The organism is Brevibacterium sp. FAM 24630 (assembly GCF_049804075.1).
Classification (GTDB): domain Bacteria; phylum Actinomycetota; class Actinomycetes; order Actinomycetales; family Brevibacteriaceae; genus Brevibacterium.
Window position 1 is genome coordinate 123,768 of the sequence record NZ_JBNBZD010000007.1, and the last position, 23,244, is coordinate 147,011.

The window sequence follows — 23,244 nt, forward strand, 5'->3', positions numbered from 1 at the left end:
GCGCTGAGACTTCTCTGCTCGATACCAGCTTGTTGCCGGGCCGATGGTGAAGGCCGAATCAGGCCTTGACGAGCTCGAGTTCGAGTTCGATCTTGACCTTATCGGAGACGAGGAGCTCGCCGCCGCCGAGCACGGCTTCGAAGGACATTCCGAAGTCCTTGCGATTGACTGTGGCAGTCGCCGACAGACCGGCGACCTGGTTTCCGTTGGGATCGGTGGCAGCGCCGCCGAACTCTGTCTTGAAGGCGACCTCCTTGGTCACGCCGCGCATGGTCAGCTCGCCGACGGTCTCGAACTCTTCAGAGTCAGAGGCCTTGATCGCGGTGGACGTGAAGGTCAGTTTCGGATGTTCTTCGGCAAGGAAGAAGTCACCGCTCTTGAGGTGGCCGTCGCGCTGCTCCTGGCGGGTGGAGATCGAATCGACGAGTGCCTCGGCGGAGACCGAGCTGTTCTCGAGAGTCTCGCCGACATCGACGCTGCCGCCGATCTCTTCGAACAGGCCACGGACCTTCGAAACGCCAGCGTGGCGGGCGGTGAACGTGAACTCCGAGTGGATGGGATCGATGTTCCAGGTACCGGCGGTGAGTCCCTGAGGAAGTGCAGTCATCATGTCTCCTTTTGGTTGAAATTTTAAGTACAAGAATGACTCTAGTTCAACTTTCAATCATGCGCAAGCCCCGCGGGTGAATGGCAAGTGGCCATGTGTCGGAGGTCACCTGTACTCGGTTTGGCCGCCAGGTGACCCCTCGTGTAGAGTTAAGAACACGCCGCGGGGTGGAGCAGTTCGGTAGCTCGCCGGGCTCATAACCCGGAGGTCGGAGGTTCAAATCCTCCCCCCGCCACCAAGGTGGCAGAACCCCCAGTCAGTTGAACTGACTGGGGGTTCTTCTCATTCACACACCTCGGCCTCGGGACTCCGGGGTTAAGGGTTATAGGCCAAAATGTGTGTACAGCAGCGGCGTGTCACGGACACTGATGTCATCGTGATCGACCGCCCCAGCCCTTTTGGATTCCGTTGCCGACCTCGATGCTGAACCCGGTCCCATACAGTCGGTTCGTTTCGTCTCTGCCTGTTCCGGAATCGACTATGGCGGGGCGTTGACGGTCGTTGTCCCATGCCTGCGGGGTGACGAAAGACCACGGTTTCCTGGGAGCCTGGGTCTGCAGGTACAGCAACCAATCGATACCACGGCGGGCGTGTTCGATCGACGGGCCCCGATGAGCACGGAGGAAGTCCTTGATCGCTTTGTCCGCGCCTCCTTCCAAGGCACTCGTCGCTCGCGCCGCGCCCTCGTCGAGAGTCGTGACTTTCGGCAACCGTTGGATCCAGGACGCGGTGATCTGGTCATGGATCTCCTCGGTGGGGCCACTTTGGAGTCACGTTCCAGCATCACCGGGTGCGGCGAGGAAACGTCGCGATCGACTGGGCCTGTTCGGCCAGGCGATGGCTGCCGAGCAGCCAGTTCAGAAACGCCTGGAACAGCGATTTCCGAGTGATATCTGTCTTGGACTGGGTCGTCGAGGCCTTTTACAACGCCACCTGGTGCGGCCTGAGCTGGTCCTGCCGTTCTTGACGAGCTTGCTGGCGCATAACCCCTCGTTTCCAACGATACGTCGACGACTGTGGCGAAGACCCAGCGCGGGCACTCGAAGCTCTATGAGTGGAATGTCGAAGCCGGACAAGCGCTGATGCACGACATCGCTCACTTTAGGGTAACACTGCGCAACGCCGATGATGCTGCGGTCTCGGCCACATGGCCCTACGGCCACGTGGCCCTACGTAAAGCACTGGCTCCTTCACCCAGAGTCACCTGCCGTGATACCCAGCTACCTGAGCCGAAAATCGAAGCTTGACTGACGATCACTGATCCTTCGCTCGGTCCGGCCAGCATGGCCGCCCTTCTCAGCTGCTCAGCTTGTCCTGCGACGATTTCGACGGTACCTCCGGGTCCTGCGACTTGATGAGCGAGAGTTCGAACTCCAATGTGATCTTGTCGCTGACGAGCAGGCCGCTCGAGTCCAGTGCCTTGTTCCACGACACCTCCCAGTCCTTGCGGTCAATGCGTCGAGTGCCCTCCAGACCCGCACGCAGCATCCCCATGTGGTCAGTGTTGATCCCGATGAGCTCAAGCGGCAGCGACACTGTCTTCGTCACTCCGCGGATGGTGAGAGGGCCGGTGACGACGAACGAGTTCTCGTCGACTTCATCGATCCCCGTGGCCTCGAATCGCATCTCCGGGTATTCCTCGACGTTGAAGAAATCAGCGCTGCGCAGGTGCTCGTCTCTGCCCTCATTGCGGGTGTCGACACTGGCCGTTCCGATCACCACGCTCACTGTCGACGAAGCCACGTCGCCGCCGTCGATCAGGGCCTCCCCCGACACATCGCTGAATGCCCCGCGAACGCGCGAGACCATGGCATGGCGGGTTGAGAACCCGACCCGCGAATGCGCTGGGTCGATCTCCCAGATTCCAGTGATTGCTGCTTCCTGTGGCATGTTCTGACTCCTTCATTCGGCACCCATGACGGCAGTCATGAGGCAGGATCTTGGTAATGAGGCGGACGAAGACGAATCAGACGCCGTCTTCATCTCGGTGCGACATGGTGGCCGCAAGTCCGTAGACACGGTCGGCTCCCGAGGCTCGAGCAAGTCGGGCGATCGCCGTCATCGTCGCCCCGTCGGTCCAGATATCGTCAACGACGAGGCAGGGGCCGTGAAGACGCCGTTCAAGGGCACTGGCGCTCAGCGCTCCCCCGGCGATCCGCCACGCGGGCCAATGGAGAATCACCAGGTCCTTTCCCGTCGCTGCGGCCAGACCACGGGCGAGCCGTGTGCGCAGGTTGGGCACTTCACCGAGTGAATCCGGCCCACCGATGATGACGGTGGCGGATCTGTATGCCGGATGACTTCTGACAACTCGAGTCAGGTCGTCGACGAGTGATTGCGTCGCCAATGCCCCGGAGCGAGGTCGTACAGGGAATGTCTTCGCTCGCTCGATCTGGTCGCCGGGGACACGGGATCTGTGCTGGTGGACGCTGCCAAGAGCATTTCTCGCACCTTCCACCGACCAGTCGAGCACTGAGACCAGATCCAGATCACTGACGTTGGGCAGGCTGAGCGTCTCGTTGAGGACGGTGACGAGGTCCTCCTTGTCACGGGTGAGAGATGACAGCATCCATCTGACCCGGACATTGAATTGAGATCTTCGCCGCTCGGGCACCTCCGCGTATCTGAATTCAGCACCGAAGCAGTACTCCAGATGTTCCAACGGCCCATCCGAGTCGACGGACAGATACATATCGAGATCGGGCGCGCCTGAACTCGTCGCAGACTCACGCAGAAGAACGTCGTGAATCCGTCCTGATCGGCGAGCGGCGACTACCGTGTACCCTCTGCTCATAGAATCGGGCCCCAACCACGCCCATACGCACTCCTTCTGCTCATTCGACTCCTTCTCCAGCGCCCCGATATCCGTCTCGACACGACGACTGCTGCGCGGCTATCGCCTGTCCTGCCAAAAGGCATACCCGACAAAGCTATCTGTGGTCTTGAGCCAGAATTGCCAGATTGCGGTGGCTGTGCGGGAAGTCTGCGCCGTTCAGCGGGCTTTGCGGCAGCGGGTTGCGCTGACATCGACACGGACCGGGCCCTGGTCAAACGCGGGAACCGCCCAGAAGACTGAGAGAGCTCGTGGCGGATGAGATCCCTTCAATCCTCAAGGACAAAAACGATTCCCCTAGCCGTCACCGGTGCTCGTCCGGTCCTCGCTGAGGAATCCGTCGAGCACCGAAGCATCGCGCTGCTTGCTCAACCTCGTAGAAGCCCCTGCCCACCAAAAAAGGCGGGTTCACGGCTCGTCACAACACTCTCGATGAGAGGTTGCGACGAGCACGTGAACCCGCCGATTGATCCTCGCGGCGTTCGCGTCAGGCGGCGGGACTCAATTGCCCGAGTCGCCTCCACTGTCGGCAGGCTCCGAAGCCGGGGCGGAGGAATCGCTCTTCGCTCCGTCCTCCGCGATCGAAGGATCGGCGGCCACCGCATCCTCAATCGCGTTCTTCAGGCGGTCCTGAGCCTTTCCGTACTCCTCGAAGTCACCCTTCTTCAGCGCAGCGTCGGAGTCTTCCATGGCCTTCTTCGCCTGCTGCAGCGCATCGTTGAGCGCCTTGTCCGGCGAAGCGGGCTTCGAGTCGTCGTCCGAACCGGACGAGGAACCGGACTGGCCCTCTTCACTCTCCTCGGTGCCGGCGTCTCCCGCGGTCGCACCGGAGTCGCCGCCGAACACCTGGTCGAGAGCCTCGTCGAGGGTCGGCGCGAAGCCGATGTCCTCGCCGAAGGCCACGAGCACGTGCTGGAGCAGCGGGTAGGAGGTCTCGCCGGCGGACCGGACGTAGACCGGCTGCACGTAGAGCAGACCGCCGCCGATGGGCAGAGTCAGCAGGTTGCCGTTCTCCACCTCGGACTCACCCTGACGCAGCAGGTTGAGGCTGCGCTGGACGTCGGGCGCGGTGTTGAAGTTGTTCTGCGCCTGACCCGGTCCGGGCACGGTCGTGTTGCGCGGCAGCTGCAGCAGCCGGAGCTTGCCGTAGCCTTCGGCAGTCTCGCCCTTCTTGCTGCCTGCGTCGGCATCGGCCGAGAGGAATCCGGTGAGGTTGTTGCGCGATTGCCCCTCAGACGACCGCGCCGGGATGTACGAGCTCGTCAACGAGAACGACGGTGACTCCTGACCGGGCATCTGCAGCGTCATGTAGAAGGGAGGCTGCGTCAGTCCGCTGCTGGCCTTCTTCGTCGGGTCCGTCGGCAGGGTCCAGAAGTCCTGTCCGGTATAGAACTCGCTGGCCGTGCTCACGTGATACTTCGCGAGCAGGTCGCGCTGAACCTTGAACATGTCCTCCGGGTAGCGGACGTGGCTCATCAGGTCACCGGACATCTCCGAGGAGGATTTGATGAGTCCTGGGAAGACCTTCATCCAGGTCTTGAGGACCGGGTCGTCCTTGTCCCACTGATACATGTCGACCGAACCGTCATAGGCATCGACGGTGATCTTCACGGAGTTCCGGATGTAGTTGACCTCATCATCCGGCAGTGTCGCCACAGCGTTCGGGGCAGTCGCCGTGGTCGAGTCCTCGGTGGCCTGCTGCAGCGGCTGCGGTGTCGAATAGGGATAGTCCTCGGCGGTGGTGTAGCCGTCGAGAATCCACTTGATCTTCCCATCGACGACGGCCGGGTACGGATCACCGTCGATCTTGAGGAACGGAGCGAGCTTCTCCACGCGCTCACGCGGGTGGCGCTCGTAGAGGATCTGCGACTTCTCATTGAGCGCATCGGAGAGCAGGATCTGCTCGTCCTGGAATTTCAGTGCGTAGGCCAGGCGATTGAACACACCGCCCACCGAGGGCCCGCCGTCACCGGTGAAGGTGTTGTTGACCTGGCCGGCGCCGCCCTTCTCATCCGAGGGATAATCGAGCTCGCGCGGGGTCGCTCCCTTCGGGGCACCGACGATCGAATAGTCAGGAGAGGACTCGCCGAAGTAGATACGCGGTTCGTACTCCGGGAACTCGCCCTTCGGAGGGATGTCCGACTCCATGAACGTCGGTTCGCCGTCGGAATTGCGCTGGTTGCCGTTGGCGGCCACCACACCGAAACCGTGAGTGTAGACGATCGCCCGGTTGAACCAGCTCTGGTTATTCACCGAGCTCGGAGCCAGCTCACGCACCGCAATGACGGTGTCGCGCATGTCGCCGTCGATGTCGTAGCGATCGACATCGAGCTTCTGCACGAACGAGTAGTAGGGTCGCACCTGCTGCAGCTGCCGGAACGTGTCGGAGACGAGATTCGGGTCGAGCAGGCGGATCGAGGCAGCGGTCTCGGCGTCCTTGCGCAGGGCGCCCTTCTTACCGCTGGTGCTCGGCTCATAGGGAGTCACCTCGATGTCGTCGAAGTCGAACGCATCGCGGGTCGCGTCGATGTTGTGCTGGATGTACTTCGACTCCAGGCTCTGCTGCGAGGGATTGACCTGGAACTGCTGGATCATCGCCGGGTAGGCGATGATCGAGACTCCGCCGAGGACGATGAGCGTGAGGGTCGCGATGATCGAGATCCGCCAGTTGCCCTTCCACGCGGTGTACACGAACAGCAGTGCCACGAGCACAGCCGCGATCGCGACGATCGCCATCGCCGGAAGTGCTGCACGGTCGTCAACGTAAGTGACGCCGGGAACGACTCCTCCGGTCGCGGTCAGCCGATCGTAGCGGGCCAGCCAGAGGCGTCCCGCCTGAACGATGACGAGCAGGGCCACCGTGATGCCCAGCTGCCACTGCGCCGTCTTCGTCAGGATCACGCCCTTCTGCTCCCCCGGGCGGATTCCGCCGAAGAGATAGTGAGCGACGAGCGCGGCGATGAGCGAAAGCAGCAGGACCATGCCGAGCTGGTTGCCGATGAGACGCAGTCCCGGCAGAACGAAGACGAAGAAGGAGTTGTCGAGTCCGAACTGCGGATCGGTCGAGCCGAAGGACGTGGAGTTGATCCATTCGAGGATCGTGTTCCAATTCGCCGAGGCGGTGATGCCGGCAAGCGCACCGACGACAGCGGGAATCGCGATCGTGGCGACCTTGCGCAGAGGTTCGATGGCCTCACGGTAGCGGTCGAGGTTCTCCTGGCGCGGTGTCGTCGGAGCATAGACCGGGCGATTGCGGTAGGCCAGATGCAGGCTCAGCCAGACGGGCACGGCCATGAGGATGAACCCGCCGATGAATGCCAGTCCGCGAGTGACCCACATGGTGCGGAAGACCTGGGCGGCCTCGATCTGACGGAACCACAGCACCTCGGTATAGACCTGGGTGAAGGCGATGAAGGCGATCAGCAGAATCGCCACGGATACGAGGGTGAGCAGCAGCGGCGAACGTCTGGGCCGATTCGCCGGCATGCGTGCGGAGGTGGGTGAGGACGAAGAGCTCACTACTGCCCTTTCTCATTGTTGTCGGCACCGTCGGCGGAACACTTCGGCAGATCGGAAGTGTTGCCGGCGGCGTACTGCTCCACGGCGGTCCGCGCGTCATCGAGGGTATCGATGCGCGCCACCGTGATCTTGGACTGGTCTGCAGCGGTCAGGACCTCGGCGCAGTTGTCTGCAGGCGAGAGGAACAGCGTTGCACCGTTCTCGGTCGCTGCCGCCACCTTCTGGCGGGCACCGCCGATGGGTCGAACCGTACCCGATGGAGTGATCTCTCCGGTGCCGGCGACGTGTTTGCCGCCGGTCATGGCTCCTGGGGTCAGTTCGTCGACGATAGCGAGGGCGAACATCGTTCCTGCCGAAGGCCCTCCGACGCCGTCGACGTTGAACTTCACGTCGACGGGGAATTCGAAGTCCTGCTTCATCGTGATGCCGATGGCCTTGCGACCGTCGATGTCGGCCGGGGTCAGGGTGATGTCCTCGGACTTCCCATCACGGTCGACGACGAGGTCGACTTCGTTTGTCGACTGCACCGTTTCGCTCATGGTCTGGGCGGCGTCCGGATCGGAGTCGAGCTTCTTGCCGTTGACCGACGTGAGACGGTCACCTTTGCGCAGCTTGCCCTCGGACGGCGACTTCGCCACGATCTCATCGACGAGCAGGTGCACCGAATAGGGTTTGTCGAGCTGCCCCATGGCCGCGGCCACCGCGACGTCCTGACTCGAAGACATCTCGACGGCGTTCGACGCGGTCACGTCTTCGCGAGTCGTGTCCAGCGGGTAGTAGGCCTCGGTCGGGACCACCGTCTCCTTGCCGTTGAGCACCGCGCCCAAGGCCTGCGAAGCGTAGACATCACGCCCCGGCCCGCCGCTGACGGCGACGGTGAGCATGTCGATGCGCCCGTCGGTGGGATACGTCTTCGCCCCGGAGACACTGATCATCGAGTCGCCCTGGTAATCACCGAGGGTGTTGAAAACCGGTCCCGGCAGCTGAAGCATATAAGGGACCGGCAGAAGTACGGCCAACGCGATGAAGACGTAGGTGAGGACACCCGAAGTCGTGGCCAGACGCGGAGTCTGTCGGCGTCTGGTGTCGCGACGTGGTTCCGCAGACACCGGCACGGCCCGAGGGGCGTTCTCTGTCATGTATTCCTTTCGCTGCACCGCCCCACCAGTCTAGTTGAAAGCTGAGGCTCCGCTTCACAGACTCCTTTCGCCCGGTGCGAACATCCTGCGAAACCTCGACGAATTGGGAAGCTTCCCACATTCGGAACCGTTAACGTGGGAGTCAAACCGATTCTTGGGGGCTGTAGAACAATGACCGATGACAACAACAATGAGCAGAATCCGTTCGAGCAGATCTTTGGGATGCTCTTCGGCGCCAATGGCCCCGGTTCCGGTGAGGGCGAGGACAAAAACGAGTCCGGCATGCCGCAGGGTTTCCAGATCGATCCATCGATGATGGCGACGATCATGAACCAGATGCAGGGGCTGTTCGGGCAGGGCGCCGATCCGCAGGCTCAGGCTGTGTCGATCGCGCAGAAGGCCGTGCCGACCCCTGACCCCGCAGTCACCGATGAAGCCGAACGTGCGACGACCGATGCTTTCCGTCTGGCGGAGCTGTGGCTCGCCGAAGCGACGGAATTCTCCGTGGCCAATCGCTCTGCGCGTCCGCTGCGCCGCACCGACTGGGTGAAGGAGACGATGCCCGGGTGGCAGAAGTTCGTTCTGCCCATCAAGGAGAACATGTCGACGGCGCTGACCGAGACGCTCGAGTCACAGGTGCCGGCGGAGATGAAGGGCATCCTCGCGGGAGCATCGTCGATGTTCGGATCAATGAGCGATTCGATGTTCGCCATGCAGATCGGCCAGGCCGTGGGCGCGCTGTCGGAAAGCGTCCTCACCGGCACCGAGGTCGGACTTCCCCTGCTCCCCCACGACTCTGCCGTCCTGGTGGAGACGAATGTGGAGTCCTTCGCCGCCGATATCGATATCGACGCCTCCGAGGTCCGGATCTACCTTGCCGCTCAGGAGCTCGCCCATCTCGCACTGTTCGAACGTGCACCGTGGCTGAGCGCCCAGGTCGAGACCGCTCTGACCCGCTATGCCCAGGGGCTCAAGGTCGACACCTCGCAGATCGAGGACATGGCGTCGAATATCGATCCGTCGAACATCTCCGACCTCAGCGACAACATCCGTCAAGGCCTGTTCAACCCCCCGACGACGGACGACCAGAAGCAGGCTCTGACATCCCTGGAGAACCTTCTCGCCGTCATCGCAGGCTGGGCCGACGTCGTCGTCTACGAGGCATGCAAACATCTGCCCGGTCGCGACCAGGTTCGTGAAGCGCTGCGCCGTCGCCGAGCGACTGCTGGACCGGCCGAGAAGACCTTCTCCACGCTGGTCGGCCTGCAGCTCAACCCGCGCCGCCTGCGCGATGCCGCTGCACTGTTCGCTTACCTCGAGACGCAGGGCGGGGCCGAAGCCAGGGACCAGGTGTTCTCTCACCCAGACCTGCTGCCGACGACTCAGGACCTCGATGACCCACTCGGATATTCGGAGCGCCGTCAGGCCGAATGGACCAACGAATCGAGCATCGACGAGGCCCTCAGCCGCATCCTCGCTGAAGGACTCGACGGCGCCGGCGGCACCGGAGACGAAACTCCTCAGGCTTCGGACTCCGACGCAGACTCCTCCGCCGACGCCTCGACGGACTCGGACTCGGACTCGGACTCGGACTCGGACGAGGATGACACGGACGCGAGTGACGATCGCTGAATGATCGAGCTCGAAACGGCCCGTCGGGAGATCGACCTGGCCCCTGCCGGACCGTTCCTCGAGGACTTCGTCGAACTCTTCGGCCTGCAGGGAGCGGATTCTCTGCGACGTGACGGCGGAGCTCACCACGTCACCGCGAGCTGTCTGGTCGTCGACCCCGATACGGAGTCGGTCCTGCTCAATCACCATCGCAAAGCCGGACTGTGGGGGCAGTTCGGCGGTCATCTCGAACCCGAGGACCTCTCTCTGCATGCTGCCGCCCGCAGAGAGGCCGAGGAGGAGAGCGGCATGCAGCTCCTCCACGTCTCCCCCGCCCCCGTCGACCTGCACGTGCATGACCTGTCATCGTCGTTCGGCAGCTGCACGCGGCACTTCGACGTCGTGTTCGCGGCCTACGCCTCGGTGACGGAATCGCCGAGCGTATCCGCGGAATCACTCGACGTGGCGTGGTTTTCGATGCGAGATCTGCCCGCAGCGCTCATGCCGGACCTGCCGGCACGCCTGCCGGGGCTCTACGCTGCAGCTCTCCGCTCGTCCGATGCTCATCGCTGACGGGCTCCGGGCTCTCAACACCCGCAACCGACGCCCTCCGGTCAGTCAGCTCCCCCGGCCGAACCGCTCACCATCACTGAAGCCTTCGAGGTAGAGCTTCGCATCCGCCTGCCTGGGGTGCCGGTTCGCCAAGGCGTGGAATTCCTTCGAATGCGGGCCGATCTGCAGATGAACGAGTTCATGGACGACCACTGTCTCAAGCACCCACCGGGGGACGGCCTGAAGCCGGTGGGAGATGCGGATGTCGCCCGTCGAGGTCGTCGTCGACGCCCACCTGCTGAGGTTCTGGTTCGTCACCCACCTGATCGAGGCAGGGCACAGCCGCCCAGCGAAAAAGCGGCGGCTCATCTCCTCGGCCAGTTCGACGAGATCGGCGGCGGAGGAATGATCGCGGGCGGAGAGACGATTGAACAGATCTGTCAGCGACCTGATGTTGTGCTCGACGCTGTAACGCACAGGTGTGCGCAGGACATAGGTCTCAATCTCCTTCGACACGGCCACGGTCTTCTTCCGCCTGGCCGATCGGCGCACTTCGATCTCACCGCGGGCGATCGCTCGCAGCACTTCCTCTTCGGTCCACCGCTGTCCTCTGGTCACTGCACCATCATAGGAAACGGCACTGACATCGCCGGGAGATCTCCATCACCGCTCCCCAACTTGTGAGTTTCCTGAGTATCACGGTTCTTTCGTCCTCGATCCGGTCGTCCACAGCCGCCTCGGCGATCGGAAACCGCCTCGAAGTGGTGTTGGCACCGACTGATGGATGGCTTATCAACAGATTCGACCGCGTACGAGCCGCCTTCCCTCCACAGCCCTACCAGCGATTCCCACAGCTTATCCACAGGCTGTTGACGTGTCTGTGCATGACGGTGCATTGACGCGGCGGCGAATGCGGAATAAGTTCTATGCTTGACCCCGGAAAACCCGGAGATACGTGCGGAAGGGGAAGCCGCACGAGTCTTCGCGAGCGCCTGGGGCATGATGCGGTTGAGGGCAAGCCCGAACATGTCTTCCGGCTTGTCCTCAACCGTTTCCCACAGGGTTATCCACAGTTCGCTGCGGCCCATGGCTATTCGCCCTCCGGTTCACTACCGTGGAAGTCTCAGAGCTGCCGAGGCGAAGGTGCCGAGATGTTCAGGATCTTTCCCAGTGTTCCCATCACATGGCGTTCGTCGTCGTGCGTCCAGTTCGGTGCCGATGATCCTGTGCTCATCGACGGGCTGCTTCCGGCCGATGTCAGTCTCATCGAGGATCTGCGGCTGGGCATCGGCTCTTCCCAGTTCTATGCGCGCGCTCAGGAGCTCGGGGCAGATCTCAGTCGGGCCAGCTCCCTCATCACGCTGCTCGGCGAGGCCGGCGTGCTGGTTCCTGAAGGTCCGGACTCGGGAGCCGTTCGGAAAGGCTCGCCCGTCTTCGCCGCCGCACGTTCCTTCGGTCTGGCTCCCGACCGAGTCTCACAGATCCTCGGTGCTCGTCCCGTGCTGGTCACCGGTCCGCTGCGGGCGCAGGCAGAAGGGCAGCTCGCTGCACTCGGCTTTGCGATCTCCTCAGCCCGTCGCATTGACGAGCTGAACCTGATGAGCGCTCCCATCGTCGTTGCGAGTTCCCATCTGGTTCCGGACCTGCATGCGGCCATATGGCTGAACGACCGTGAGATCGACCATTGCCAGGTGGTGCTCGGTGAACATGCCGTGGAGATCACAGGGCTCATCCGTCCCGGGCGGACTCCGTGCACGATGTGTCAGTGCCTGCATCGCAAGGACAGCGATTCCGGATGGCTCGAGCAGTATCCTCGCCTGCGGGCCCTTGCCGATCGCGAGACTCTGTGCGATCCCGCCGCGCGCATCCTCGGCTCGGCACATGTCGCTCAGCTGCTCCGGCAGGCTCTCCTGCGTCCCGAACTCGCTCTCGTCGCCCGGAGCATCTCGCTCGAGTCAGGAGGTGTGGACGACCACGGGCCGACCTTCCACGAGCGATGTCGATGTCGGGCGCCCGTGCCCGATTTCGGTTCACTCGGAGAGCAGGCTCAATAGACTCTTTCCGTACAGCTCGAGCTTCGTCGCCCCGACCCCGGGCACGCGTGCAAGCTCCTCGAAATCACGTGGACGGACCTCGGCGATGACGGACAGGGACGTGTCGGTGAGCACCAGGTAGGGCGGAAGCCCCTGTTCCATACCTACTCGAACCCTCCAACGCCGAAGTCGGTCGAGGAGATCGAAGTCGATGTCTGCGGGGCATTCGGAGCAGCGCCCCACAGCCCTGTCGACTTGCGAGACCAACGCTCGTCCGCATCCGCGACAGCGGTTGAGGCTCGCCGTATTCGCAGGCTTTCGCCCTCCGCCCCTCGCGTGGCCGACCTGTCCGAGTTCCGAGAGGAACCGGGAAGCCTTGCGAGGTTTCTGCTTCGACTCGAAGCGGGCCAGCGACCAGCTCATCGCCAGCTCCTTTCCGGCACGGGTCAGCGCAACGTAGAACAGGCGCCGTTCTTCGGCAATCGCGCGGGGCGTCTGCGCATAGCTGATCGGCAGGAGTCCTTCGCTCAGGCCCACAAGATGGACGCTGTCCCATTCCAGACCTTTGGCAGCGTGGAACGACGCCAAGGTGACACCTTCGATGTCGGGAGCGAACTGGTGTTCGGCCCGGTCGGCCAGATCATCGAGGAAGGCTCCCATCGGGACAGGCAGTTCCTGACCCGTTTGATGCTCCTCGGCGAGGTCCACGAGCGCTTTGAGCGATTCCCACCGCTGCCGGCTTGCTCCGGGACCGGGCGGTTCGCGTGTGAAACCGAGAGACCCGAGCACCTCCATCACGGCATCGGGCAGCCGCTGCCCGCTCGAGGTCGCACGCGCGGCCTTGAGCATGAGGACCGCTTCCTTGACCTCCTTGCGTGCGAAGAAGCGTTCACCCCCACGCAGCACATAAGGGATCCCCGCAGCGGCCAGTGCCTGCTCATAGGCGGGACTCTGCCCGTTCGTGCGGAAGAGCACCGCAATGTTGCGGGGACGACGCCCCGCCCGGATCTCAGCCGAGATCGCTTGGACGACACCGTTCGCCTCTGCTTCGTCGCTCGGGTATTCGGCCATGCTCGGGGGCTTGCCTTCGGCATTGTCGGTACGCAGGGTCAAGGCGGTCTTTGCCGTGTACCGGAGCAGATTGTTCGCTGTGGTCACGATCGACTGCGAAGACCTGTAGTTGCGCACCAGCCGGACCGTTCTGGCTTCGGGCATCGCAGTGCCCAGAGAACCCAGCAGACTCGCGTCGGCTCCGGCGAAGGAGTAGATGGTCTGTGCGGGGTCGCCGACGACGCAGAGATTGTCGCGTGGGCCCAGCCACCGAGAGAGCACATCGAACTGCAGCGGAGAGACGTCCTGGAACTCGTCGACGACGAAGTGTCGGTACTGTTCGCGGATCTCTGCAGCGATGGCCGGGTATTCGGCGAGGACGCCCGAGAGCACGAGCAGCACATCGTCGAAGTCGAGCAGGCGCCCGCGTGTCTTCGCCTCCCCATAGGCTTCGAAGATGCGGACCATGTCATCGACACCCAACTGTCCGGGCAGATCACGCGCCGCCGCCTTCGTCGCATAGTCGTCGACGCCGAGCAGCGAGGCAGCGGCGAATTCGATCTCCGAGGCGACGTCTCGGGTCAGCTCCCGGCTGGTCTCCAGACCGAGACTCTGCATGACCGATCCGATGATTCCGGCCTTGTTCTCGATGATGCGGGGAAAATCGCCTTCGGCGAATCGGTCCCAGAAGAAGCGCAGCTGGCGCAGAGCCGCCGAGTGGAAGGTCCGAGCCTGCACGGCGGGCACGCCGAGGCCCCGCAGCCGCGACCGCATCTCACCGGCCGCCTTTGCAGTGAATGTCAGGGCCAGAACATGGTTGGGAGGAAACACTTCGGTGGCGATTCCATAGGCGATGCGGTGTGTCATGGCGCGTGTCTTGCCGGTGCCGGCTCCGGCGAGGACGATCACCGGGGAGTCGAAGTGAGTCGCGACTTCGCGCTGCTCCTCGTCCAGGGCCTCCAGCAGGGCCGTGGCCGAAGCGTTCACGCGTTGTCCAACCAGCTGCAGAGAAGCTGACCGGCGATCGAGATCGTCGACGGGGCGCGAACGGCCTTCTCGGCTATGGCTGTGCGAAGCTCGTCGCGGGTGAACCAGCGCAGTGAAGCGATCTCGGACCTGTCCGCGGCGAATTCCCGGTTCGGTGCCTCTGCAGAGAACCCCAGCATGAGCGAACAGGGGAAGGGCCAGGGTTGGGAACCGAGGTACTGCGGGTTCGTGACCTCGAGGTGGGCTTCCTCCCAGATCTCGCGGATCACCGCATGTTCGAGAGTCTCGCCCGGTTCGACGAATCCGGCCAGAAGGGAATACCGGTCGGCTTCCCAAGCGGCGTTGTTGCCCAGCAGCACGCGTTCGACTCCGTCCTCATCCGTGTTGACGATGACGACGATGACGGCGGGGTCCGTGCGGGGAAAGTGCTCGCTGCCGGTCTCCGGGTCGCGGCGCACCCACCCGCCGAGAACCGGTGTGGTCGGAGCTCCGGTACGCGGAGAGAACCGGTGGGCCCGGTGCCAGTTCCCGACGCCGACGACTTCGACAGCAAGCGACACCTGCACATCGTCGAGAGCCTCGGCCAAATGCCGCAGCGGCAGCCAAACGGGTTCGGAGCTGTCGATGCCCTCCCCCGGAGCGGTGAGCAGATCGCTGGCATCACGTGCGCGGGAGACGTCGAGAGCGGAATCGAGGTGGCTGCGCCCCTCGTCATCGAGGGAGACTCCGATGTACCGGGTGCCCAGACGATCCCGACCGAGATAGATCTCCGTCTGCCCGTCCGGCACCAGACTGCGATCGCTGAGGAAGAGACCGCCGGCGGAGACGAGCAGCGTCCCGCGATGTTCGAAGACAGGCACGGCCCCTGCGGCCCAGATCTCAGACAGGTCGCCGTCCTGACCACGGGTGAGATGGTCACGATCGATTCCATGACGGGCGAGACTGATCGGCTGCACGGGAGGCAATGGCTTCATGTCTTCCACGATAACTTAAGCCCCTGACGCAGGCGGGCCCGAGCGAAGCAGCCTCCAGACACGCTCGACGGCGAGTCCCGTGTCTCAGCGCAAGGCAGACGGTAGATTGGGGAAGGTGGATACCAAGGCGCTCAAGTTGACTGCGATCGCGGCGACGATGCTCGACGGCTTCGCACCGACGAAATGGACACCCCTGCCGCCCCTCGACGCCGGAGTCCGAGTACTTCTCGGCGATGACCGGCAGGAGCTTGTCGCGACGGCCCAGACCCAGCTCGATCGCACCGCGGACATCGGATCCGCTGCCGAGGCGGGTCGGATCTACGATTCCATGTACCCGCACGCGGACTTCACCTGGCCGCATCTGCGCGCCATCACCGAAGTGGATGCCGAGTACTTCGAGACCTCCACACCGACGGCGGTCACCCTGGTCGATCCCCTGCCGGGTGCACCGCTCGGCGATGTGCCCATCGCCGATACGGCCCGGGCCAGTTCCTTCGCGCAGGCGCTGGCAACCGTGCATTCGGCAGCCCCCGAACCGGTGTCCGAAGCCGGGTTCCCCGTCGAAGATCCGTCCCGATCCCAGTTCCTCATCCTCGAACGACTCGATCAGGCAGCGAGCACCGGACGGGTGCCCTCAGCGCTGCTCCAGCATTGGGAAGAGGAGTTCGAGAAGGTCGCTCTCTGGCATTTTCTGGCCACGCCGATCCATGGGTCCATCGATGAGACCAGCGTCTACACCGATCAGGAGCGAGTGCTGGCCCTGTCCGAGATCGGCAGACTGCGTGTCGCCGATCCTGCCATCGATCTGGCCGCAGCCTCGGCGCTCATCGATCCGGCCGCGCTGCCGACGTTCTACGAGGAATACCGCAGCGCGCGCCCCCGAGCCGATGAGCACGTCATTGCACGTGCCGAGCTGCTCGCCGAATTCGCGGTCGTCGACTGGCTGCTCGAAGCCGTCGACTCCGGCGACGAATCTGCGATCAACGATGCCGCCGATCTGCTGACCTCGTTCAACGACGTGCTCTTCGCCGGCTCCGCCGATGCACAGACGGATCAGGCTTCGGCGGCCTCTGCTGAAGCGGACACTGGGAACTCGAACCCTGCCGAAGCATCGCAATCGGCCGGTGGCACGGCCGAACCGGACGTCGAAGCCGCCATCACCGAGAACGAACCCTCCGATGTGTTCATCCCCCGGGCACGGCCGACCGACACTGCGTCCGACGGCACTTCCGACCGCGATTCCGAACCCGGATCCGGTGTCACCACCGAGCCCACTCCGGACACGGTCGACGGTGACGAAACCGGTCCGATCTCACGGCCGGATCGTCCCTGAACTCACGAGTTCTGCCCCTAGGCTTCCGATCCGCCCCTGAAGCGAATCGGACCTGCCCGGGGCGCCACGCGGGCGATCGGTGGAACAGAGGCGTTCAGCCGAGGTCGTTGGCGTCGAGCCACTGGATGACGTCGTCCTCATCGGGCAATTCCGTGAAGCGGACGACCTCGTCGCTGCCGACGAAGTAGAACGTGCCCGTAACCTCGGTGATCTCCGGATGTGCACGCAGAATCGCGAATCGGTACAGCGCCAGCTGCCACTTCATCACCTCGAGCACCTGAGTGTCGGGCTTCTTCGACGTCTTCCAGTCGACGACCTCGGCATGGCCGTCGGTGATGAAGACCGCATCGATCTTTCCGGGCACCCGGAACCGACCGAGGACGAGCTCGAACGACATCTCGACATGGTCGGCCCGCCGGGTGGCGAACTCTGAGGCGAGGAAGGTCGACTGCAGCCGTTTGATCGTGGCGGCATCGATCGGGCGGACGGCTTCGTCCTCGCCGATGTCGATGCTCGACTGGCCGAAGTGCTGTTCGACCCAGGAGTGGAAGTTCGTGCCGATCTCAGCCGCCCGACTCGGTGGCGTCGGAATCGGTCGCAGCACCTGTGTGCGGAATCCCTGCGGATCCCGTCGCCACGAGACGAGAGCGGTTGCGGACAGGCGGTCGGGCATGCCGGCCGTCGCTGCCGCCCCCGGCCGGGCACCGACCCGCAGTGCTTGAGCGGCGTACCGGCCGACGTCCCCGTGAACGTCAGCCAGCGTCTCCAGACTCACCTCGGGACTGGCTTCGACCCATGATGCTGCCTGTTGCGCCGCGGCGACCTGCCGGGTGCGCGGCACCGGCCATTCGGTGGTCTCGATCCTGTCTTCTCCGGATTCATCGGCCGGCTCTGGAATGTCGACCGTCAGTCCCAACGCTTCGACCGCTTCGGTGAGGAATGGGGACAGCTCGTCGGGTTCCGTCCGCGATCCCATCAGTTCCGCGCCGAGCCACAGGTGGCGTTTGGCACGAGTGAAGGCGACATATGCCAGCCGTCTCTCTTCGGCCACATGTGCATCGGCGATATGTGGGCGGATGAAGTCTCCGATCCATTCGTCGAGTGCCTTCTTCGTGTCGAACTGTGCTTCCCGCAGGTCGAAGTCGACGAGGTGTGCGCGGTCTCCGCGCAGCGGATACGGCAGTGCGGTGCGGTCCATCCACCCCTCCTTGTCACGCGGTTCGGTCGGGAAGTCCTTGACCACCAGCGACGGCACGGCCACAGCATCGAATTCGAGCCCCTTCGAAGCGTGAACGGTCATGATGTTGATCGCCTCAGCGGCGGCCGTCGGTTCGGCCGTGCTCAGCGCATCATGGGCCTCCATGAGGCTCAGCCATGACAGGAACCCGGGAATCGAAGGGCGGTCGTCGGCGGCCGAATACTGGCTGGCTGCGGACAGGAACGCATCGAGGGCCGACCGATGCAGATTGCGCAGCGAATCGCTCAACCCCCAGACGTCGGAGTCGATTCCGGTCTCCGTCATAGCGGTTCGGATGATCGAGGAGATCGTGCCGGTGCCTGATCGAGTGGTGCGCAGGGCACGGGCAAGACGGACCAGCCGCTGCAGCGCTTCGGTGCTCAGACCAGAGCTGCGGTAGTCAGACAGCAGCGCTTTGTCGGTCGCCGAGCGCGGACCGTGGTCGAGTGCTCGGTCCACTTCGACGAGTTCGTCGAGACCTTCGACGATCGTCGCCTGATCGATGGCTTCGACGATGACCTCGGCGGGATCGGCAGCGGTCTCGGCGCGCTCTGCCTGGCGTCGTTCGGTCTGCCGGCGGGTGAAGGCCTGCAGCCCGGCGATGTCGGCGGCGCCGAGGCCGAGCATGCGGCCGCTGATGAGCCGCATGAGTTCGTCTCCGGCCATGGGATCGATCGCGGCGGTGAGCACCGACCGCAGGTCGGCGACGAAGGGGTCACTGAGGAGCCCGGAGGATCCATGCACGTGGACGGCGAACCCGGCGGCTTCGAGCGCGGCGGCCACCGGCGCGAAGTGTGCGCGTTTTCGGCACAGCACGGCCTTCGTCGCACCCTCGGGGATGGTGGCGAACCAGTCGGTGACTGCTCTCAGACCGTTGGTCAGATAGTCCGGGTCATGAGCGCCCGAGCTGACCTCGACACTCACCTCACCATCGCCGGCCCCGTCCCTGGCCGACAGTGGGGGTTCGCTGCTGTCGGTGAGCCCGTCGGCGATGCGGTTGGCAACCTGGAGAATGGTTCGGTCGTTCCTCCAACTTGTGCTCAGGGTCAGCGATTCGACGTTGTGGAAGTCGGAGGAGAAGCGGATCATATTGTCGGCACTGGCGCCGCGCCAGCCGTAGATGGCCTGCCTCGGATCGCCGACCGCGGTCACAGCGGTGGAGTGGAAGAGGTCGCGCAGCAGTGTGAGCTGGGCGACCGAGGTGTCTTGGAATTCGTCGAGGAGGACGATCTTCCACCGCGCCCGTTCGGCGGCGGCCGCTGCCGGCACCTGATCGATGATGCGTTGGGCGAACCGCACCTGGTCGGAGAAGTCCATCGCCAGGTTGCGTCGTTTCTCGCGCATATAGGCGTCGGCCAGTCGCGCTGTCCGGATCTTCGCTTCGAGCTTCGCCCGTCGCCCGTTGGGGTCGACAGGTCTGCCTTTGCTCGACACGAGGGCGGCCAGACACTGTTCGAGGTATTCGGTGACTTCACCGACATCGCGACCGTGGTCGTTCATCGCGCCGGCGAATGCGATGACATCGGAGATCATCGTCTCGCGGGAGAAGTTTCCGGGGATCTCATCCGGCGGGGTGGCGTCGATGAGGTCTCCGGCGATGGTGTGTGCGGTGGCATCGTCGAGGAGCACTGTTTCGGGTTCGATGCCGATGCTCACTGCGTGTTCGCTGACGATTGAGGCGGCGTAGGAGTTGTAGGTCGACACCGTCGGATTGTCCAGTCCCGGCAGGGAGAGCTCCTGTCCCATGCCGAGGTTGTGACGCAGTCGGGACAGGAGGACCCGGATGCGGCCGCCGAGCTCGCCGACGGCCTTGCGGGTGAAGGTGAGGCCGAGGATCTCCTCCGGGGACACGTGGCCGTTGGCCACGAGCCACACCACACGTTGGGAGATGACCGTGGTCTTGCCCGATCCGGCACCGGCAGTGACTTTCATCGACTGCGCCGGGTCGGCTTCGATGATGACCCGCTGCTCGGGGCTCGGTGGGAAAGCCTGCGCGGGCTCGGCCGCGGTCAGACGGGCCAGCTGCTCGGCGCTGTAGCGCATCAGTCATCCTCCAACATCTTCGGACCGATCGCCGGGCAGGACGATCGCACGGGGCAGGACTTGCATTTCTGCTGCTCGACTCGGGCAGGGAAGCTCGCCGCCCGCATCCGGCCGGACACGTCGTCGATGAGCTCGCGTGCCCACTTCGGGTTCTCGTCGATCTCGAGTGCCGGCTGCTCCCGGACGGTGCGGGAGGACTTGCGGAGGAAGACGAGCTCGGCCCCGAAGGCTTCAGCGTCGAGTTCCTCATCCTCGCCGATCCGGATGGTGCCGGAGTTGATCGCCTCCTGATACACCCCGAGTTGCGCGTGGCGGTCCATCTCCTTTCCGGCGACGACGTTGCGGCCGGTTTTGAAGTCGACGATGCGCAGTCCCCCGGAGACCTCCTCGACCCGATCGAGGCGACCGGTCACCTTCCACCGGCGCCCTGCGTCATCGACGCCGGCGGCATAGACCTGCGCTTCGACTCCGATGAGGCTGCCGGGAGCGTTCTCAATGTATTCGCCGAGGCGGTCGGCCATCTTCATCGCCACATCGAGTTCCCGTTCGCGTTCCCACTCGGCATCGAATTCGAGAGAGGAGAATTCGCCTGCGACGAAGTCGCGGATCGCTGAGGTCGGTCCTTCGGGGTAGTTCTCGGCGGCTGCGTGGATGATGGTGCCCAGGTTCTGTGCGGTCGAACTCGCGCGATCGCCGCCATTGCGAGTGAGGAACCAGCGCAGAGAGCAATCGGTGAAGGCTTCGACCTGGGACGGCGAGACGCGGACAGTGTCGGAGTCGGTGTACAGCGGATCGAACGAAGTGATGTCTTCGGATTCACGCCAACGGCTCGGGTCTTCGACTGCCGGGCTGGCCGCGGAGAACGCCCGCATCAGCTGCGCCCAGCTCAGGGTCTCGGAATCCGGGGCGTCTGCCTGCTGGGCTGCCGCGGTCTGCAGCAGATGGGCTCGGGCGTGTGCTGCCATCTCCGGCAGAGTCAGCGGCGGCAGCTCGTCTTCATGGGTGATCGCATAGCCGTCGGCGACCTCGGTGCCCTTGGCGGTTCCCGCAGCCAGCACGTCGAAGAAAGGGGAGGGTTCGGTTTCGGCATCGGTGACTGCGGTGACGATGACCTTCTGCTGGGCACGGCTGAGCGCGGTGTAGAAGAGCTCGCCCTCTTCCCGCAGGTTCGTCTTCTTCGCATGAGCGTGATATCCAGGGTCGGCTGTCACGGTCTCTCCGCTCGTCAGCACGGACGCGAGGTCGGTCAGTCCGAGGATGCCGCCGCGCAGCTTCGGGTTCGGCCACACTCCCTCGTTGACTTCGGCGATGATGACCAGCGGCACGCGCACATGAGCCAACGATGAGGGCGTGCCGACGCGAACATGGTCGGCGAATCCCGCAGTGTCGGCCAGGGAGTCCTGAGCGATGTCCTGTTCGGCGACGATCCCCGCGAAGGATCGTGCGGTGAAGCCGCCGCGGTCGGCGATCTTCTCGGCCAACGCGAACAGGCGCAGCACCGAGTCGAGGTAGCCGTTGGTCACGGACTCGGGGTCCTGCAGGGCTTCGTGCTGCCACTTCTGCGCGACACCGGCGGCTTCCCAGATCGTCCACAGTGCTTGGTGGGGGTCGTCGGTGCCGACTGCAGCGGCGGCGTGGAGCATGCGCGAGATCGTCGCCAGTGCCTGCGGGGACGAATCGTCGATGGGGCTGCGCAGCGCCAGCGCGAGAGAGGCGGTGCTGCTGGGCGCGGGGAACCGGCGGCGCACGGTGCGGCGGAAGCGGCGGATCTGCACGGGGTCGAGCCGAACGTAGATGCTGCCGGCCAGGGACAGGGCGAGTTCGGCGATGGACTCATCGTCGTCGAAATCAGGCGTCGTCGACAGCAGCTCCAGGAGCGGAGCTGTGGCCGGGTCGACGTTGAGCGGCTGCATCAGAGTGGCGATGGAGACACCGGAGGCCCGCAGCTCATTGGCGATCGACCGCGCGCTGTTCGCGTTTCTGCAGATGAGGGCCACATCCGACCAGGAGTGTCCATCTTCGACGAAGTTCGTGATCCGCCGGGCCAGATACCGGGTGCCCGAAGCGCTGCCCTCGAACACGTGAGTCTCCAGATGCGCGTCCAGTGCCGTCTCCGGAGACACCGACTCCGCGGGGACCTCGGCAGGTGCTCGTGTGTTCGCCGCCGACTCGTCGCCCAAACCACCAGCGGAGTCGAAGGACAAGTCCGCGGAGAAGTCGGCGGCGGGTGCTGCTGTGGGGCGTGGTCGGGGCATATGGCCCAGTGACCACCGGGTCGTGATTCGGGCACCGAAGCCGTCGATGGTCTCGGCCAGAGCGGGGTCGACGTCCCACAGTTCGTTGAGGACGATGGTGTCGAATCCCGTGTCCGCGGTGGCCCGGTCGATGATCGAGGCGTCCGCACCGTGGAAGCGCCCGGTCACCGTCTCCGGAGTTCCAAACAGGGCGATCGCGCTGCCGCGGTCACGCAGCTGTTCGAGGATGCCCCAGCTGGCCGCCGGGAAATCCTGCACACCATCGGCGAGGACCACCGTCGGCACCCGATCGGGAGCGAACGACCATGTTCTGCCGGCGGTCGCCTCGGCGGGTTCACGGAAGATCTCGAACGCCGCCAGAGCGAGCACGGTGGCGGAATCGACACCGCCGTAACCGGGCATCGACAGGATGCCGAGGTATTCGTCGAGGATCTCGGCGATCGCGTCCCACCGCGGATCGGGGCACCGGGCGAGGACGCGGCCGAGAGCGGTGCGACCGAAGTCGAAGATGTGCTCGCTCGGGCCGGTGACGGTCGATGACGGTTCGGGCGTGCGGATCCCGAAGTCGAACTCCATCACTCGGTTGAGTGCATCGCGGACCTCGGTGCGGAAAGCCGAGGTCGAGCGCACCTCGGCGGTGAGTTCCGAGGGCCACAGCGGTCCACGGGAGTGACCGAGCTCATGCCCTGCCAGCAGGTCGGCCAGGAAGACGTCCTGGTCGGCTCCGGAGATGAACTCGAGGTCCTCGCCTGTGCGTGTCGTGTGTGCGGCACGGGCGATTCCGTAGGCGTAGGAGGCGAGACTGCGGGCGGCGGCGCCGGTGAGGACCGCATCGGCGGGCGGCTGCAGCCGGTTGCGCAGAACATCGGCGTGATCGCGGTCGGGGGTGAGGACGAGGACCGCGGCCGGGTCGATCCGTGTGACCAGATCCGCGTAGACGGATTCGAGCAGCGTCGTCTTCCCCGTGCCCGGCCGGCCGATGATGTTCAGGCAGCGGCCCGAGAGCAGAGCGCCGCCCATCTGCTGGGTCATCTCATCCATACTCGTATTCCATCACGAGCCGCTGACACG

General features: G+C 64.2%; 15 protein-coding genes and 1 tRNA gene. 5 read left to right on the forward strand and 11 right to left on the reverse strand.

Going from position 1 to position 23,244, the window contains the following annotated elements; translation table 11 throughout:
* Window positions 1–58 precede the first annotated feature (58 nt).
* Window positions 59–607, reverse strand: a complete 549-nt coding sequence (locus ACPUD7_RS07660; RefSeq protein ID WP_135538857.1) for a YceI family protein — start codon at window positions 605–607, stop codon at window positions 59–61.
* A 161-nt stretch (window positions 608–768) separates the two neighbouring features.
* Here ACPUD7_RS07660 and ACPUD7_RS07665 point away from each other — a divergent pair.
* Window positions 769–845: transfer RNA gene (locus ACPUD7_RS07665), tRNA-Met, on the forward strand.
* Between the two features lie 1,058 nt (window positions 846–1,903).
* On the opposite strand, the gene ACPUD7_RS07670 is transcribed toward ACPUD7_RS07665, so the two are convergent.
* The 4 genes from ACPUD7_RS07670 to ACPUD7_RS07685 form a co-directional block, all read right to left on the reverse strand.
* Window positions 1,904–2,497, reverse strand: a complete 594-nt coding sequence (locus tag ACPUD7_RS07670; RefSeq protein ID WP_425119538.1) for a YceI family protein — start codon at window positions 2,495–2,497, stop codon at window positions 1,904–1,906.
* 76 nt (window positions 2,498–2,573) lie between these two features.
* A complete protein-coding gene (locus ACPUD7_RS07675; protein ID WP_425119539.1) occupies window positions 2,574–3,176 on the reverse strand; it encodes a phosphoribosyltransferase in 603 nt (200 codons plus the stop codon).
* A 765-nt stretch (window positions 3,177–3,941) separates the two neighbouring features.
* Window positions 3,942–6,959, reverse strand: a complete 3,018-nt coding sequence (locus ACPUD7_RS07680; protein ID WP_135538745.1) for a UPF0182 family protein — start codon at window positions 6,957–6,959, stop codon at window positions 3,942–3,944.
* Window positions 6,959–8,098 carry a YlbL family protein gene (locus ACPUD7_RS07685; protein WP_135538747.1) on the reverse strand — a complete coding sequence of 380 codons (1,140 nt, stop codon included), beginning with the start codon at window positions 8,096–8,098 and terminating at the stop codon, window positions 6,959–6,961. Before ACPUD7_RS07685 ends, ACPUD7_RS07680 begins: the two co-directional genes overlap by 1 nt.
* A 171-nt stretch (window positions 8,099–8,269) precedes the next feature.
* Here ACPUD7_RS07685 and ACPUD7_RS07690 point away from each other — a divergent pair, with 171 nt between their 5' ends.
* Both ACPUD7_RS07690 and ACPUD7_RS07695 read left to right on the forward strand, forming a co-directional pair.
* Window positions 8,270–9,730: a zinc-dependent metalloprotease gene (locus ACPUD7_RS07690; protein ID WP_425119540.1), complete on the forward strand. Its 1,461-nt coding sequence runs from the start codon at window positions 8,270–8,272 to the stop codon at window positions 9,728–9,730.
* The gene (locus ACPUD7_RS07695) at window positions 9,731–10,282 is read left to right on the forward strand and encodes an NUDIX domain-containing protein (protein ID WP_135538751.1); all 552 of its coding nucleotides are present in this window, start codon (window positions 9,731–9,733) and stop codon (window positions 10,280–10,282) included. It abuts the gene before it with no gap.
* Between the two features lie 45 nt (window positions 10,283–10,327).
* Here ACPUD7_RS07695 and ACPUD7_RS07700 read toward each other — a convergent pair whose 3' ends face one another.
* Both ACPUD7_RS07700 and ACPUD7_RS07705 read right to left on the reverse strand, forming a co-directional pair.
* The gene (locus ACPUD7_RS07700; RefSeq protein ID WP_425119541.1) at window positions 10,328–10,879 is read right to left on the reverse strand and encodes a M48 family metallopeptidase; all 552 of its coding nucleotides are present in this window, start codon (window positions 10,877–10,879) and stop codon (window positions 10,328–10,330) included.
* On the reverse strand, window positions 10,876–11,349 hold the full coding sequence (locus tag ACPUD7_RS07705; RefSeq protein ID WP_135538753.1) for a hypothetical protein: 474 nt from the start codon (window positions 11,347–11,349) through the stop codon (window positions 10,876–10,878). Before ACPUD7_RS07705 ends, ACPUD7_RS07700 begins: the two co-directional genes overlap by 4 nt.
* A 63-nt stretch (window positions 11,350–11,412) precedes the next feature.
* On the opposite strand from ACPUD7_RS07705, the gene ACPUD7_RS07710 reads away from it, so the two are divergent.
* Complete coding sequence (locus ACPUD7_RS07710; protein WP_135538755.1) at window positions 11,413–12,315, forward strand: hypothetical protein; 903 nt, start codon at window positions 11,413–11,415, stop codon at window positions 12,313–12,315.
* Here ACPUD7_RS07710 and ACPUD7_RS07715 read toward each other — a convergent pair.
* Together ACPUD7_RS07715 and nudC are read right to left on the reverse strand one after the other, a co-directional pair.
* Window positions 12,292–14,331: an ATP-dependent DNA helicase UvrD2 gene (locus ACPUD7_RS07715; protein ID WP_135538757.1), complete on the reverse strand. Its 2,040-nt coding sequence runs from the start codon at window positions 14,329–14,331 to the stop codon at window positions 12,292–12,294. The two genes, ACPUD7_RS07710 and ACPUD7_RS07715, sit on opposite strands and share 24 nt — an antisense overlap.
* Window positions 14,328–15,305, reverse strand: a complete 978-nt coding sequence (gene nudC, locus ACPUD7_RS07720) for an NAD(+) diphosphatase (protein ID WP_425119542.1) — start codon at window positions 15,303–15,305, stop codon at window positions 14,328–14,330. The genes ACPUD7_RS07715 and nudC overlap by 4 nt, the downstream gene beginning before the upstream one ends.
* Before the next feature lie 115 nt (window positions 15,306–15,420).
* On the opposite strand from nudC, the gene ACPUD7_RS07725 reads away from it, so the two are divergent.
* A complete protein-coding gene (locus ACPUD7_RS07725) occupies window positions 15,421–16,638 on the forward strand; it encodes an aminoglycoside phosphotransferase (RefSeq protein ID WP_425119543.1) in 1,218 nt (405 codons plus the stop codon).
* A 94-nt stretch (window positions 16,639–16,732) separates the two neighbouring features.
* Here the strand turns inward: ACPUD7_RS07725 and ACPUD7_RS07730 are convergent, their stop codons facing one another.
* Entirely contained in the window at window positions 16,733–19,918 is a 3,186-nt protein-coding gene (locus ACPUD7_RS07730; protein WP_135538761.1) for an ATP-dependent helicase, read from the reverse strand.
* On the reverse strand, window positions 19,918–23,214 hold the full coding sequence (locus ACPUD7_RS07735; RefSeq protein WP_425119544.1) for a PD-(D/E)XK nuclease family protein: 3,297 nt from the start codon (window positions 23,212–23,214) through the stop codon (window positions 19,918–19,920). Before ACPUD7_RS07735 ends, ACPUD7_RS07730 begins: the two co-directional genes overlap by 1 nt.
* Window positions 23,215–23,244 lie beyond the last annotated feature (30 nt).

What these genes read in the sequence shown, in the direction of transcription:
- ACPUD7_RS07660 (WP_135538857.1), bottom strand. Translation starts at nt 607, where the DNA reads ATGACTGCACTTCCTCAGGGACTCACCGCCGGTACCTGGAACATCGAT.
- ACPUD7_RS07670 (WP_425119538.1), bottom strand. Translation starts at nt 2,497, where the DNA reads ATGCCACAGGAAGCAGCAATCACTGGAATCTGGGAGATCGACCCAGCG.
- ACPUD7_RS07675 (WP_425119539.1), bottom strand. Translation starts at nt 3,176, where the DNA reads ATGCTGTCATCTCTCACCCGTGACAAGGAGGACCTCGTCACCGTCCTC.
- ACPUD7_RS07685 (WP_135538747.1), bottom strand. Translation starts at nt 8,098, where the DNA reads ATGACAGAGAACGCCCCTCGGGCCGTGCCGGTGTCTGCGGAACCACGT.
- ACPUD7_RS07690 (WP_425119540.1), top strand. Translation starts at nt 8,270, where the DNA reads ATGACCGATGACAACAACAATGAGCAGAATCCGTTCGAGCAGATCTTT.
- ACPUD7_RS07695 (WP_135538751.1), top strand. Translation starts at nt 9,731, where the DNA reads ATGATCGAGCTCGAAACGGCCCGTCGGGAGATCGACCTGGCCCCTGCC.
- ACPUD7_RS07705 (WP_135538753.1), bottom strand. Translation starts at nt 11,349, where the DNA reads ATGGGCCGCAGCGAACTGTGGATAACCCTGTGGGAAACGGTTGAGGAC.
- ACPUD7_RS07710 (WP_135538755.1), top strand. Translation starts at nt 11,413, where the DNA reads ATGTTCAGGATCTTTCCCAGTGTTCCCATCACATGGCGTTCGTCGTCG.
- nudC (WP_425119542.1), bottom strand. Translation starts at nt 15,305, where the DNA reads ATGAAGCCATTGCCTCCCGTGCAGCCGATCAGTCTCGCCCGTCATGGA.
- ACPUD7_RS07730 (WP_135538761.1), bottom strand. Translation starts at nt 19,918, where the DNA reads ATGCGCTACAGCGCCGAGCAGCTGGCCCGTCTGACCGCGGCCGAGCCC.
- ACPUD7_RS07735 (WP_425119544.1), bottom strand. Translation starts at nt 23,214, where the DNA reads ATGGATGAGATGACCCAGCAGATGGGCGGCGCTCTGCTCTCGGGCCGC.